Origin of the sequence: Paracoccus sp. PARArs4, from assembly GCF_947311865.1 — a bacterium.
GTDB lineage: Bacteria > Pseudomonadota > Alphaproteobacteria > Rhodobacterales > Rhodobacteraceae > Paracoccus > Paracoccus zeaxanthinifaciens.
Genome location: NZ_CAMZMW010000017.1, coordinates 1 through 13,636, shown reverse-complemented (window position 1 = coordinate 13,636; position 13,636 = coordinate 1). Strand labels below are relative to the sequence as shown.

The following is a 13,636-nucleotide window of genomic DNA, read 5'->3' as shown; positions in this document are numbered from 1 at the left end:
CCCCGACACGATAGGGGCAAGACATGTCGCAGACGGGCCTTCTGGCCGATCCGATGAATATCCACATCCTGCTTGGCTGCATCGCGGCGCTGTTCGCGATCCTGTGGCTGCGCGCGCGGCAGGCCGCCGCGTCGGCGGTGGCGCAGGCGCGGATGGATGCGCAGGCCGTGCGGCACGACGCCCAGATGCAGATCTCGTCCCGCGAGGGGCGCGTGGCCTCGTTGACCGAACGCCTGGGCGATCTGGCCGAGGAGCGCGACAACCTGACCGACGCGCTGCACCGCGCCAACCGGGAACTGGCCGATCAGCGCACCCAGCTGGCCGAGGTTCGGCTGACGGCCAGCAAGGACCGAGAGGCCGCCGAGCGCGAGATCGCCACCCTGCGCGAGCTGCGCGAGGAGATGACCGGCCAGTTCCGGCTGCTCTCCACCGAGACCCTGCGCGTCCAGCGCGCCGATCTGCAGCGCAGCCAGAACGAACAGCTGAACGCGCTGCTGACGCCCTTCCGCGAACAGGTCGGCCGCTTCCAGACCGAGCTTCAGGCCCGCAACAAGGTGCTGGACCAGGAATCCGCGCGGCTGCACGAACAGATCCTGTCGCTGCACCGCCGCTCCGAGGAGATCAGCCGCGAGGCCGTGAACCTGACCCGCGCGCTCAAGGGCGACAAGCAGCGGCAGGGCGCCTGGGGCGAGATGGTGCTGGAGCGGATCCTGGAGGAATCGGGCCTGCAGGCGGGCACGCATTTCGACATGCAGTCCAGCTGGCGCGACGAGGACAATAAGCTGTGGCGCCCCGATGTCGTCGTGAAGATGCCGCGCGGCAAGGTGATGGTCATCGACAGCAAGGTGTCGCTGAACGACTACGAGACCTCGGTCGCGACCGAGGATCCCGCCGAGGCGCAGGCCGGGCTGCGCCGCCATGTCCAGGCCGTGCGCAACCACGTCAACACGCTGGCCGAGAAGGGCTATCACCGGATGGACGACGGCTCGGTCGATTACGTGCTGATGTTCATCCCGATCGAGGGCGCGTTCTCGGAGGCGCTGCGGGCCGATCCGCAGCTGGCGGCCTATGCGATGGAGCGGCGCGTGGGGCTGACCACGCCCACCACGCTGATGCTGACCCTGCGCACGATCGAGCATATCTGGGCCGTCGAACGGCGAGAGAGCAACGCGATGGAGATCGCGCGGCGTGCAGGTCAGCTCTATGACAAGGTCGCGGGCTTCGTCGATGCGATGGAGGGCGTGGGCCGCGCGCTGGACCAGGCCAACAAGGCGCATGGCCAGGCGATGGACCGGCTGACGCGCGGCTCGGGCAACGTCATCCGCCAAGTCGAGATGCTACGCGGACTGGGCGCGCGCGCCAGCAAGCAGATATCGCTGGATCACGACCGCGAGGACCCCGCATTGCACCCCCCCGAGGAGGACGCATGATCAGGCAATTCGATGTCAAGACGAACGGCCCCGCCTGCCACGAGATCACCCGCGACGTGGCCGCATGGCTGCGGGGGCAGGGCGACGGGCTGCTGGTTCTGATGATCCGCCACACCTCGGCCTCTCTGTTGATACAGGAGAATGCCGATCCAGAGGTGCAGACCGACCTGATCGGCTGGTTCGACCGGCTGGTGCCGCCATCGACCGACCCCTCGATGCGGTGGCTGACGCATACATATGAAGGGCCGGACGACATGCCGGCCCATATCAAGTCCGCGATGCTGCCGACCAGCCTGCAGATCCCCGTGCAGGATGGCCGGATGATGCTGGGCCGCTGGCAGGGGATCTATGTGGTCGAACACCGGACCCGCCCGCATCGCAGGCAGGTCGCGGCGCTGTTTCAGCCGTTGTCCTGAGGCATCAGGAACACCTCTCGGATGGCGGCGCGTTCGGGGGCCTCGATCATGTGGATGACGGCGTTCGCAACGTCCTCGGGTTGCAGCTTGTCCGGCGCGCCGTCGTCGAAGAAGGCGGTATCCACCATGCCCGGCGCCACGACCGAGCAGCGCCCGCCCCATTCGCGCATCTCGTCGGCCAGGTTCCCGGCATAGCCGTGCACGAACCACTTGGTCGCGCCATAGATCGAGCCCGGGATGTGCCTGCGCCCCGCAGCCGATCCGGTCAGGACCAGCGTGCCCTTGGTCTTGCGCAGCTCGGGCAGGACCGCCCGCGCGGTCAGGATCACGCCCATCACGTTCAGGTCGATCATGCCGCGGATGTCGTCCAGATCGCCCGCCTCGGTGCCGGGCTTGGACAGGCCGCGGCCCGCATTCGCGAATGCGGCGTCGATCCCGCCGAAGCGGTCCGCCGTGGCCGCGACGGCCTTCTGCAGGTCGTCGATATCGGTCGCGTCGCCGGTCTGCACCAGCGCCTTGTCGCCCAGTTCCTGCGCCAGCTCGTTCAGCTTGTCGGCCGAGCGCGCGAACAGCGCGACGTTCCAACCGGCGGCGACGGCCGCGCGGGCCGTTTGCGCGCCGATCCCCGAGGATGCGCCGGTGATGAAGAGGGTCTTGGACATGATGCCTCCGCTTGCCATGAATGTCGTCGGTTCGGATTTGCAGGCGTCGAACGCGTCCGCCGCGACGGGGGTTCCGACAAGGCGATCGCGTGGGGGGGCGCATCTTGTGGGGCGTTGATAAACCCTACCCAATCCCTGCGGTTATCCCTATAGTGGCTGCGGATCAGGGGACGAAAGGGACAACCCAATGCGCTGCCCGTTTTGCGGAAATGTGGACACGCAGGTCAAGGACTCGCGTCCGGCCGAAGACAATGTCGCCATTCGTCGCCGCCGCTTCTGCCCCGCCTGCGGGGGGCGCTTCACCACCTATGAACGCGTGCAGCTGCGCGATCTGGTCGTCGTGAAATCCACCGGCCGCCGCGAGGATTTCGACCGCGACAAGATGGCCCGCTCGATCCGGATCGCCATGCAGAAACGTCCCGTCGAACCCGAACGGATCGAGCAGATGATCAGCGGCATCGTCCGCAGGCTGGAAAGCACGGGCGAGACCGACATCCCCTCGAAGATGATCGGCGAGATCGTGATGGAATCCCTGTCGCGCATCGACAACGTCGCCTATGTCCGCTTCGCCAGCGTCTACAAGAACTTCCAGGACGCGGACGATTTCGACAAGTTCGTGTCGGAACTGCGCCCCGGCGCCGCGACGGATTGACCTTGGCACGGCCGGATGATCTGCGCCACATGGCCCATGCCATGCGGCTGGCGCGTCGGGGCTTGGGCAATGTCTGGCCGAACCCGGCGGTGGGCTGCGTCATCGTGGCCGATGGCCGGATCGTCGGGCGTGGATGGACCCAGCCGACGGGGCGGCCCCATGCCGAGCGCATGGCGCTGGACCAGGCCGGTCCGCTGGCCCGTGGCGCGACCGCCTATGTCACGCTGGAACCCTGCGCCCATCACGGTCGCACGCCGCCCTGCGCGAACGGGCTGGTCGACGCGGGGATCGCGCGCGTCGTCAGCGCGCTGACCGATCCCGACACGCGGGTCGCCGGTCGCGGGCACCGCATCCTGCGCGATGCCGGGGTCGAGGTCGCCGAGGGCGTCATGGCGGCCGAGGCCGCTGAACTGCAGGCGGGCTTCCTGATGCGGCTGACGCAGGGACGCCCCTTCGTCACGTTGAAATTGGCCAGCAGCCTGGACGGTCGCATCGCGATGGCCAGCGGCGAAAGCAAGTGGATCACCGGCCCGCGGGCCCGCGCGCATGTCCATGCCCTGCGCGCCCAGCATGACGCCATCATGGTCGGCGGCGCGACGGCGCGGGCCGATCTGCCGCAGCTGAACGTGCGTGGGATCACCGTGCCGCAGCAGCCCGTGCGCATCGTCGTGTCAGGGCAGGCGCTGCCGCCGCTGCCGGTGCAGGACGACATGCACGGCCCCCTGTGGCGGGTCGAGGGCCGCCCCGATGACATCCTGCGCGACCTGGCGCAGCGCGGCCTGACGCGCATCTTCTGCGAGGGGGGCGGGCGTTTGGCGGCGAAACTGCTGTCGGCGGGGCTGGTCGACCAGATCGTCGGCTATACTGCCGGGCTTGCGCTCGGGGCCGAGGCGCGGGCCTTCATGGGGCCGACAGGCTGGACCGCCCTGGCCGAGGCTCCGCGCTTCGACCTGGTGGAGACGCGCCGCATCGGGCCGGACCTGTTCCACCGCTGGCGACGGACCTAACGCCGCCAGATCCAGGCCTGCCCCGCAAGCGCGCCCTGCGCCTTGGCCAGCAGCCGCAGGGCAGGGGGCTGCCCCGTCAGCCCACCGCTCAGGCGTTCCAGTGCGACCTCGACCGGGCAGGGCAGTCCGCTGACCGGATCGCGATACCGCGGATAGGCGACCAGGCAGGCATGGACCAGCGCCGCAAGATCGGGCCGCGCCTGCCTGCGTTCGGGCACCGGACCCAGATCGCGCGTCAGCCCCCAGCCCGCATAGAAGGGCGCACCCAGGGTCGTCACCGACCGCCCGCGCAGAAGCGCCTCGAACCCAAGGGTCGAGGTGATGGTCCAGACCTCGTCCACGGCCTCGATCAGGGCGACGGGATCGGCGCGACGGGCGACGTGATCGGCCAGCCGCGCCATGTCGGCGGCATCGATCAGGCCGGGGCGCAGGCCCGCCTCGACATCGGGATGGGGCTTGTAGACGATCCAGGCATCGGGGTTCTCGGCCCGTGCGCGTTCCAGCGCGGCAAGGTTCGTGCGTTCCGCCCCCGCGCCCTTCAGGATCGAGGCGTCGTCCTGGACCTGCCCCGGCACGAGGATGCGCCGCCTGCCGTCGCGGGGCGGCAGATCGCCCGCACCGCCAAGATTGTACTTCGTCAGACCGCTCTCGATCAGCGCCGCGATCAGGCGCTCCGCCCTGTCGCGCCCGCCGGGGGGCGGCCCCTTGGCGATCAGCCATTCCAGCCGCGATGGCCCGGTCGGATCGAAATAGATCCCCATGTCGTCGGCCACCACCGACAGGGGCGGGGTCAGGTCCGCGCCCAACCCGCGAGAGCGCAGGAACCCGTCCTCGACCCGGATCGCCTGCGGAACGTCGCGGGCCTTCGACGCCCATGCCAGCGTGACCTGCGGCGACGGGATCGGGGCGTGGCGCAGGGGGCGCACCTCGCCGAATTCGCGGGCGAGGAAGCGGCGCTTCCACAGGCGCATCCCGTGGGCGACATGGCCGTTGCGGTCCTGGCGAAAGACGCGGGCCTCGGCCTCGACCTGGTCCAGGGCGCCGTCGAAATCGGTCAGGCGGTCGCGGCACGGATCGTACCAGGCGGGGCCTTGCAGATGGCTGGCGGCGAACAGCGCCTGCGGGGTCGCGGTGCCGCGGCGGGGCAGCGGAACCTCGTCCGTGCTGAGGCCCCAGCCCGCATAGAAGGGGCGCCCGAACAGGCGCGGGCGGTGCCCTGCCAGCAGCGCCTCGTATCCCAGCTGAGAGCTGACGGCATAGACCGCATCCGCCCCTTCGACCAGCCGCCAGGGCGAGACCGGCCCGTCGCAGATCGTGTCGCCCTGGCGCAGGTCGTCCGGCCCCAGATGCCCCGCCCGCAGTCCGGCAGCGGTTTCGGGGTGGGTGCGGATCACGATGCGCTTGCCGGGGTTCTCGTCCCGCGCGGCGGTCAGCATCCGCAGAAAGGTCGCGCGATCCGCGCCCTGCAGGGACGCATCCCCGCGCGTCTGGTCGATCACGAGGACATAGCCCGCGGGCGGGGGCGCAAGGCCCGGGTCGTGGTGGTTGTATTTCGACAGATCGGCAGCGCGCAGCCGCGCCAGCGCCAGGGGTGCCCGATCCAGCGCCACGGGGTCGGGTGCTGCGATCAGGCGTTCCAGAAGCGAGGGGGCAGACGGGTCGAAATGCAGTCCGTGCGGATCGATCAGCAGCCCGATGGGACCGCGCGCCGCGATGGGCCCCCTGGCGCGTCCCGGCAGGACCGAGCGCAGGAATGCATCCTCGACCGTGACGACGGGGGCACCGGTGCGGGCGGCGATGGCGCGTCCGCGCCAGGCGGTCGGGCTGGCGCCCCAGATGCCGATCGCGTCGCCCGCGCGCGGAATGCCGACCGTGGGCGCATATCCCGCCAGCGTCATGATCCGCGCCAGTCGCGGATTGCGCAGGAAGCCCAGGTTGAAAACGCGAAGCCGCCGAGGGGTCCCGGCGGCTTCCTGTGTCGTGTCGCTCATTCGCGGGGGATCATTCGCCGATGCTGGACAGGCTGTCGGCGGTCGCCGCGCTGCCCGTGATCGCGCTGAGCGTCTTCTGCCACTGCACATAGGGTGCCTCGGTGACATAGACCGTGTCGCCGTCGCGGATCAGGAAGTCGCGCGCCAGGAACAGGCCGTTGGGGCGCGTCAGGTCCAGCACATAGGCGAAGCGCTGCGTGCCGACGACCGGCTTGCCCAGAACGCGGCTTGCGACGGATTCGGGTTCGTCGCGCAGCACGAAGACGCCCGTCGGGTCGGCAAGGCTGCTGCTGAGACCGCCGACCATCGCGATGGCCTCGACCGCGTTGATGGTCTCGTTGCCCAGGGGCACCCGGGTCTGTCCGCCAAGCGCGCCGAGCGCGGTGAAGTTGCGCTGGTCTTCCTCGACGACGATGAGGTCGCCGGGGCGCAGCGCGATGTCGTTCGACGGGCTGGCATAGAGGTCGGTCAGCCAGACGCGCCCGCTGTCGCCGCCGCGCTTGACGGTGACGACCGCGATCTCGGGCTGGATGGCGACGCCGCCCGCCCTGGCCAGCATGGCCGAGAGCGTGCGGGTCGGGCGTTCGATCGGATAGACGCCCTGCGCGCTGACCTGGCCCACGACCGAGACGGTCGCGCCGTCACCCGCGATGCGCTGGACGGTCACCTGCGGATCGGGCGTCTGCGCCGACAGGCGCTGCGTGATGTTCTGGCGCAGCTGGTCGGGCGTGCTGCCCGCCGCGCGCACGCGGCCCGCATAGGGCACGAAGATGTAGCCCGAGCTGTCCACCTGGATCTCGGTCAGGGTGCTGGAGCTGGACCCGAGCGAGGTCAGCAGCCCGTCATCCACGTTTTCCCAGATCGAGAGGCCCAGGACGTCGCCCGGACGGATCTCGTCCGCGCCGACCTGGCCTGCCGAACGGAAGCTGGCCGAGAAGCCGTAGGACGGCACGAAGTTCGACGCGCGGGTCACGTGGTCGTTCACGTAGATGACCTGCGTGTTGCCGCCGCGTTCGACCGCGCCGTTGAAGATCTCGTTCTTGTTCGGCCCCGAACGCGGCAATGCGCATGCCGCAAGCAGGGTCATCGACGCCAGCATCAGGATCCTGATGGGGCCGGTCCGAAGGATTGCTGTCACCTCGTCGTCTCCTCGTTATCGAGTTCCGGGCTTGGCGCCGGATATTGGGGCCACCATATCGCCCCGGTTACATGTGGGCCACAGCTTTCGACAGCTATGACTTGCCTTGATCAAGTTGCTGCCGGGGAATGGTCGTCCCGGCGGCAAGTGCCTCGTAGGGGTCGCGGGCGGCCAGCATCAGGTCCGCCACCTGCCGCAGCGCATGCGCCCGCGACCGGCCGGCATAGAAGCCGCCGGGGATCTGGCTGGTCTGCAGCAGATAGTCGCGGAAGGTGCGATAGGCCTGCGGGTCGGGCGCGTCCGGCGCCGCAAGGAAATCGGCCAGCGGCTGGTTGGACACGAGGCCCGGCTTGTCATAGACCGCCCGCCCGAGCGCCTTGACCGGCACGCCGCGCCACATGGCCTGCTGCGCCCCGGTCGAGTTCACGGTGACCACCGCGCGCGCATGGGCCATGATGTCGGCCAGCTTGCCGCCCCGGATGTAATGCACGCGCCCAGTCAGGCCGTGGCGTTCGCAGGCGGCGCGGATGGCGCGGCGGTTGCCCGCGCGGCCGTCCTCCAGCGGGTGTGCCTTGAAGACCAGGTGGTGATGGCGCGGCGCGGATTTCGCGAAGGCGTCGATCACCATGTCCACGAATTCCGCGTTCCGCCTGAAATCCGAATGCCCGAGGAAGCTGGCATCGTGTTCCAGCTGCATCAGCACCAGGCTGTAGGGCCAGCCCGACAGGCGCAGCTTGCGCCATTGCAGCGTCCGCGTCGTGGCATAGACCGGCGCCATGACCAGCCTGCGCAGGTTCAGGCGGAACTCGTCGAAGACCGAGATCGAGCGATGCCCGCGATAGGCGCGATAGCGCGCGTTCCGCAGCAGGATCAGGAAATGGTAGAACGCGCCATAGAACTTGTGCTGGCGCATGTCGCCCCAATGGGCGGGCGGGCGGCGCACCTCGGAGATCTGCTCTCTCAGGACGGCGCGCATCTGCGCCAGCGGGATCTGCATCAGCACCGAATTGCCGTTCGAGCCGCCGCGCTCGTAGGTGATCCAGTAGGGGCGGAGATAGCCTTCCTCGAAGACATGCACGGTGATGCCGCGTTCTGCGGCCATGCGGCGGGCCTCGGCATGGATCTGCCGCACGTCGCCATAGAGCACCAGATCGGTCACGCCCTTGTCGGTCAGGATCGCGTCCAGATGCGCGGGCCAGTCCTCGACCGGGCCTTCGTGGCGCAGGAAGCGGGCGCGGTCGGACCAGAAGAACTCGTCCCCCGCATTGAAGCCGCAGCGCCAGACGGTCGATCCGGCCGCGCGCAGAAGGCGGGCAAGGCGGTCGAAGAACGGCCCGTGCGGCCCCTGCAGCATCAGGAAGACGCGTTCTTCGGGGGGGCGTGTCGGGGGCTGGACCCCATGATCGTCGGCTGGGTGCTGGAACATGGTCACTTCTGAACGCGCGTCATCTGGCACAGGCATGCCATGCCAAGGGCGTTCTATCCAGACAAATGCCCCACGCTTTCGCGGGGCGTGACCCGACGGCATCGGTCTGCCCTGTCGCAAGCGGTGCTTGAACGGACAGGGTGGATCGCCTAGTTCGGTTGCAAAGGCGAAGGGGGTGCTTTCAGATGTTCACCGGCATCATCACGGATATCGGCAAGGTCGCGCAGGTCGAGATGCGCGGCGACATGCGCGCGCGCATCGCCTGCAGCTATGACATGGGCGGCGTCGACCTGGGCGCGTCCATCGCCTGCGACGGCGTCTGCCTGACGGTCATCGCCAAGGGCGGGGACTGGTTCGATGTCGACATCTCGGCCGAGACGCTGTCCAAGACGAATATCGGCACTAATGGCTGGCCCGTCGGCAAGCGCCTGAACCTGGAACGCGCGCTGCGCGTCGGCGACGAGCTGGGCGGCCATATCGTCAGCGGCCACGTGGACGGCGTCGCCACCATCGTCGAGGCCCGCAACGAGGGCGACAGCCTGCGCCTGACCTTCGAGGCCCCCGCCGACCTGGCACGCTTCATCGCGCCCAAGGGCTCGGTCACGCTGAACGGCACCTCGCTGACCGTCAACGAGGTGTCGGGCAACCGCTTCGGCATCAACCTGATCCCGCACACGCAGGAAGTCACCACCTGGGGCGAGGCCGCCACCGGCGATGCCGTCAACCTCGAGATCGACACGCTTGCGCGCTATGTCGCGCGCCTTGCGGAAGCCGGCGCGGCCTGACGCCCGCCGGACCGGGCCAACGGCCGGGCCAATTCGAAGGAACGAAGACATGAAGTTTGAAGAACCCGGCCCGGTCGAACGCGACCTTGCTGCTGCCATCGCCCCCATCGAGGAGATCATCGAGGAGGCCCGCAACGGCCGGATGTTCATCCTTGTCGATCACGAGGACCGCGAGAACGAGGGCGACCTGGTGATCCCCGCGCAGATGGCCACGCCGAACGCGATCAACTTCATGGCGACGCATGGGCGCGGCCTGATCTGCCTGTCGCTGACGCCGTCGCGGATCGAGGCCCTGGGCCTGGGCCTGATGAGCCCCAAGAACTCCAGCCGCCACGAGACTGCCTTCACCATGTCCATCGAGGCGCGCGAGGGCGTGACGACCGGCATCAGCGCCCATGACCGCGCGCGCACCATCGCGGTGGCGATCGATCCCGACAAGGGGCCTGCCGACATCGCGACGCCCGGCCACGTCTTCCCCCTGCGCGCGCGCGAGGGTGGCGTGCTGGTCCGTGCGGGCCATACCGAGGCCGCGGTCGACATCTCGCGCCTGGCGGGGCTGAACCCTTCGGGCGTGATCTGCGAGATCATGAACGAGGATGGCAGCATGGCCCGCCTGCCGGACCTGGTCGATTTCGCGCGCCGCCACGACCTCAAGATCGGCACGATCAGCGATCTCATCCGCTATCGCCGCAGGCATGACAACCTGATCGCCGAACGCGCGCAGCGCTCGGTCCATTCGGTGCATGGCGGCGACTGGATGATGCGCGTCTTCGCCGACGAGACCCAGGGCTCGGAACATATCGTGCTGACCAAGGGCGACCTGACCGCCCCCGGTCCGGTGCTGGTGCGCATGCACGCGCTGGACCCGCTGCACGACGTGCTGGGCGTTGGCCGCGAAGAGGCCGGCAGCCTGCCTGCCGCCATGAACGAGATCGCGGACGAGGGGCGCGGCGTCGTGGTCCTGATCCGCGATCTGTCCAAGGCCATCGCCACCCCCGACGAGGTCGGCGCCCACACGCTGCGTCAATACGGGCTGGGGGCGCAGATCCTGTCCGCGCTCGGCCTGTCCGAGCTTGTGCTGCTGACGAATTCCGCGCCCGTGAAGGTCGTGGGGCTTGACGCCTACGGCCTTTCCATCCATTCCACGCGGCCTATCCCCAAGGACTGACCATGGCCTCGAACACATCACATCACGAACTGCCTCTGCCGCAATTCGACACCGCGCCGCGTCTGCTGGCGGTGATCGCGCCCTATTACAAGGACATTGCGGATGACATGCTGACCGGCGCGCGGGCGACCGCCGAGGCCGCGGGCGCGACGCTGGACGTGATCGAGGTGCCCGGCGCGCTGGAGATCCCGACCGCCGTGGCGCTGGCCGCCGAGAGCGGCCGCTATGACGGTTTCGTGGCCATCGGCTGCGTCATCCGGGGCGAGACCACGCATTACGATACCGTCTGCAACGACAGCTCTCGCGGGTTGACGCTGCTGGGGCTGCAGGGGATCTGCCTCGGCAACGGTATCCTGACGGTCGAGAATTACGAGCAGGCCGCGCGCCGCGCCGATCCGACCGATATGAACAAGGGCGGCGGTGCCGCGGCGGCCGCGCTGCACCTGATCGCGCTGAAGCGTCGCTTCCGTCCGGGAGGTACGCCGAAACCCGGCCATCCCGACGTGATCCGCCTGGCGGGCGAACTGGAAGGGCAGGGCAAGGCATGAGCACCGAAGGCAAGCGTCCCGATCGCCGCGCGCTGAGCAGCGCCGCACGTCTCTATGCCGTGCAGGCCCTGTTCCAGATGGAGGCCGCCGGCCAGACCGCCGACCGCGTCCAGCGCGAGTTCAGCAGCTATCGCATCGATTTCGACGACCGCGACGGCCACACCGCCGAGGCCGACGAGAACCTGTTCCGCCGCATCACCGACGATGCGGTCACCTGGCAGTCGAAGATCGACCAGGCGACCGACCGCGCGCTGGTCGCGAAATGGCCGATCGACCGGATCGACCCGGTGCTGCGCGCGCTGTTCCGCGCCGCCGGTTCCGAGATGATCGCCGACCGCGCGCCGGGCAAGGTCGTCATCAGCGAATATGTCCGCCTCGCCTCGGCCTTCTTCCCTGAGGGCAAGGAGGCCAGCTTCGTGAATGCGGTGCTGGATCACATGACGCGCAACCTCAATCCCGACTCGCTCGGGTAAGGGCGCGACAGGTTGGAATTGCACAAGGCCCGGTCACGACGACCGGGCCTTTTTGCATGCGCAGACCGTGTGATTTTACGGCTTTCAGAAGCGGTTCCGTTGCAATTGCGCCACAAAATGCAAACCCAACGGACGTTTTCGTGATGCCTGTTTCGCGGGCACTCACCCCAATGTTTCAGGCGGATCGCGTCATGGTTGACGTTAGGGCAGGATGCTTGCCCGTGGATTTGCAGCACATGCAGGGGGTTCGGGAATGCAAGGATTGGTTGCATCACCATTTGTTACATCTGGATTCCGGCATCTATCCGCCGAAGCCGCGCGGGATCACCCCTGCTCACGATTCCGAGATCATTCAACGAATTGCGGCGACCTATGAACCGTCCGGCCTCGCCATTACTTGATCTGCCAGCAGAGATGCTCTGGCCCGCAAGGGAACCAGGACAACGATACTCAGCTCGTGAGGACATACGAATGAAAAAAGTTACGCTGCTGACCGGCACCGCCGCAATCCTGACCGCGCTGTCGGTTCCTGCCTTCGCGCAGTCCGAGATCTCGACCGGCGCCGATGCCGTCGGCGTCACCGCAGTCGACGACCGCATCACCGACATCGAAGATGATGTGTCCGACAACTTCGAGCGCGACCTCGACGCCGACCGCTTCGGTCCGGCCTCGCGCCGCCAGGGTCTGTTCGGCACCATGTCGCTGAGCTATGCCGGCCGCACCGGCAACACCGAGAACCAGGATCTCGCGATCGCCGGCCGCATCAACTACAACGAAGGCCAGTTCGCCCAGAGCGTCGGCCTGTCGATCGAGTTCGGCGAGGACGACAACGGCGACAAGGACCAGGAAGAAGTCAACGCGATCTATGACGCGCAGTACTACTTCAACGACCAGTTCTATGCCTTCGCACTGGGCCGCATCAGCTCGGACGGGCTGGTCGACGGTGAAGCCAACAGCGCTTCGGACAGCGCGGCCGATGTCGCCGACGAGCTTAGCGACCTGCGTCGCGACGCTTTCCTCGGCTTCGGTCCGGGTTACCGCATCATCAACACCGAGCAGACGACCTGGCGCGTGCAGGGCGGTATCGGCGTGCGCTACACGCAGACCGGCCAGCAGTACCTGGACGACGACTCGGATACCGAGATGGGCTACATCGCGTCGTCGCGCGTCTATCACCGAGTGAACGACAACGTCTTCATCACGAACGACACCGACTATCTGGGTTCGGACGATGCGGATGACGTCATCAGCAACGAGTTCGGCGTGAACTTCAAGGTCTCGGACCAGCTGGCGACCCGCATCAGCTACACCACCGAATACCAGGAGAACCGCGAGATCCGCACCGACAACTCGCTCGGCGTGGCAGTGGTCTACGGCTTCTGATCCATCCCTCTGGATCGATGTCTCTCGGAAGGGCGGTCTTCGGACCGCCCTTTTCCTTTGCGCAGGCGCGCGAAGGACATGCCGCATGATGGGGGAGGGGGTGGCGGGAACCGCAGCAACCGTGTCGGCGACAGATTCCCCGAAAGCCTGAACAATCAGGTGGGTGCCAGATAACGTGACCAGGGCCACGACAGAGCCAGCCCCCTCGGAAATCTTATAGGCCAGTGGAAAAAAGGCCGAGCACGAGAAGAGCAGAAACCCGCCATGGCCAGAGCTAGGGCCGATCACCGCGCTTTTCAAGCGGCAAGCCGGATTCGCGGGTTCGGCGGGGCGATTCTGGGTTTTCGGGTTGTGTTTCGGGGCCGTGTTCGGTGGGGTTTCCGGCGATCGTCGGAAACGATATGAGCGTTTTCAGTGGGTTGCGCGGAATCCGGTGTCGATTTGCGGGAATCTTGGATTTTCTGCTTGCGGGTTCTGATCGGTGTGTCTAAACACCGCTTCACCGAAGGGCGGGACACGCCGGACGGTGCGACGGACCGGCCTCGAGGGGTTGGGCA

The 13,636-nt window shown here is 67.8% G+C and carries 14 protein-coding genes; 10 read left to right on the top strand and 4 right to left on the bottom strand.

What is annotated here, in order from left to right:
* The first annotated feature begins 23 nt into the window (after window positions 1-23).
* Both rmuC and QMZ16_RS13235 read left to right on the top strand, forming a co-directional pair.
* Window positions 24-1,430: a DNA recombination protein RmuC gene (rmuC, locus tag QMZ16_RS13240; RefSeq protein WP_282603626.1), complete on the top strand. Its 1,407-nt coding sequence runs from the start codon at window positions 24-26 to the stop codon at window positions 1,428-1,430.
* Window positions 1,427-1,846 (top strand): secondary thiamine-phosphate synthase enzyme YjbQ, encoded by a 420-nt coding sequence (locus tag QMZ16_RS13235; protein WP_282603625.1) that lies wholly within the window; start codon window positions 1,427-1,429, stop codon window positions 1,844-1,846. Before rmuC ends, QMZ16_RS13235 begins: the two co-directional genes overlap by 4 nt.
* On the opposite strand, the gene QMZ16_RS13230 is transcribed toward QMZ16_RS13235, so the two are convergent.
* Window positions 1,831-2,508 carry an SDR family oxidoreductase gene (locus QMZ16_RS13230; RefSeq protein ID WP_282603624.1) on the bottom strand — a complete coding sequence of 226 codons (678 nt, stop codon included), beginning with the start codon at window positions 2,506-2,508 and terminating at the stop codon, window positions 1,831-1,833. The genes QMZ16_RS13235 and QMZ16_RS13230 overlap by 16 nt on opposite strands.
* Window positions 2,509-2,695: 187 nt before the next feature.
* Between QMZ16_RS13230 and nrdR the strand changes: the two genes are divergently transcribed.
* Both nrdR and ribD read left to right on the top strand, forming a co-directional pair.
* Window positions 2,696-3,160, top strand: coding sequence for a transcriptional regulator NrdR (gene nrdR / locus QMZ16_RS13225; protein WP_022708282.1), 465 nt, complete (start codon window positions 2,696-2,698; stop codon window positions 3,158-3,160).
* 29 nt (window positions 3,161-3,189) lie between these two features.
* The gene (ribD, locus tag QMZ16_RS13220) at window positions 3,190-4,167 is read left to right on the top strand and encodes a bifunctional diaminohydroxyphosphoribosylaminopyrimidine deaminase/5-amino-6-(5-phosphoribosylamino)uracil reductase RibD (protein ID WP_282603658.1); all 978 of its coding nucleotides are present in this window, start codon (window positions 3,190-3,192) and stop codon (window positions 4,165-4,167) included.
* Here the strand turns inward: ribD and QMZ16_RS13215 are convergent.
* The 3 genes from QMZ16_RS13215 to QMZ16_RS13205 all read right to left on the bottom strand — a co-directional run bounded on the left by QMZ16_RS13215 (window position 4,164) and on the right by QMZ16_RS13205 (window position 8,722).
* Entirely contained in the window at window positions 4,164-6,158 is a 1,995-nt protein-coding gene (locus QMZ16_RS13215; RefSeq protein WP_282603623.1) for a capsular polysaccharide biosynthesis protein, read from the bottom strand. The genes ribD and QMZ16_RS13215 overlap by 4 nt on opposite strands.
* 10 nt (window positions 6,159-6,168) lie before the next feature.
* Window positions 6,169-7,257 carry a polysaccharide biosynthesis/export family protein gene (locus tag QMZ16_RS13210; protein ID WP_282603657.1) on the bottom strand — a complete coding sequence of 363 codons (1,089 nt, stop codon included), beginning with the start codon at window positions 7,255-7,257 and terminating at the stop codon, window positions 6,169-6,171.
* Between the two features lie 133 nt (window positions 7,258-7,390).
* Window positions 7,391-8,722, bottom strand: coding sequence for a capsular biosynthesis protein (locus tag QMZ16_RS13205; protein ID WP_282603622.1), 1,332 nt, complete (start codon window positions 8,720-8,722; stop codon window positions 7,391-7,393).
* Window positions 8,723-8,907: 185 nt separating this feature from the next.
* Between QMZ16_RS13205 and QMZ16_RS13200 the strand changes: the two genes are divergently transcribed.
* The 6 genes from QMZ16_RS13200 to QMZ16_RS13175 all read left to right on the top strand — a co-directional run bounded on the left by QMZ16_RS13200 (window position 8,908) and on the right by QMZ16_RS13175 (window position 13,079).
* Window positions 8,908-9,507, top strand: coding sequence for a riboflavin synthase (locus QMZ16_RS13200; protein ID WP_022708287.1), 600 nt, complete (start codon window positions 8,908-8,910; stop codon window positions 9,505-9,507).
* 49 nt (window positions 9,508-9,556) lie between these two features.
* On the top strand, window positions 9,557-10,675 hold the full coding sequence (gene ribB / locus QMZ16_RS13195) for a 3,4-dihydroxy-2-butanone-4-phosphate synthase (RefSeq protein ID WP_022708288.1): 1,119 nt from the start codon (window positions 9,557-9,559) through the stop codon (window positions 10,673-10,675).
* A 2-nt stretch (window positions 10,676-10,677) separates the two neighbouring features.
* Entirely contained in the window at window positions 10,678-11,223 is a 546-nt protein-coding gene (locus QMZ16_RS13190) for a 6,7-dimethyl-8-ribityllumazine synthase (RefSeq protein WP_282603621.1), read from the top strand.
* The gene (gene nusB / locus QMZ16_RS13185) at window positions 11,220-11,696 is read left to right on the top strand and encodes a transcription antitermination factor NusB (RefSeq protein WP_022708290.1); all 477 of its coding nucleotides are present in this window, start codon (window positions 11,220-11,222) and stop codon (window positions 11,694-11,696) included. The genes QMZ16_RS13190 and nusB overlap by 4 nt, the downstream gene beginning before the upstream one ends.
* A gap of 221 nt (window positions 11,697-11,917) precedes the next feature.
* Window positions 11,918-12,097, top strand: coding sequence for a hypothetical protein (locus tag QMZ16_RS13180; RefSeq protein ID WP_282603620.1), 180 nt, complete (start codon window positions 11,918-11,920; stop codon window positions 12,095-12,097).
* Window positions 12,098-12,167: 70 nt separating this feature from the next.
* A complete protein-coding gene (locus QMZ16_RS13175; protein WP_282603619.1) occupies window positions 12,168-13,079 on the top strand; it encodes a DUF481 domain-containing protein in 912 nt (303 codons plus the stop codon).
* Window positions 13,080-13,636 lie beyond the last annotated feature (557 nt).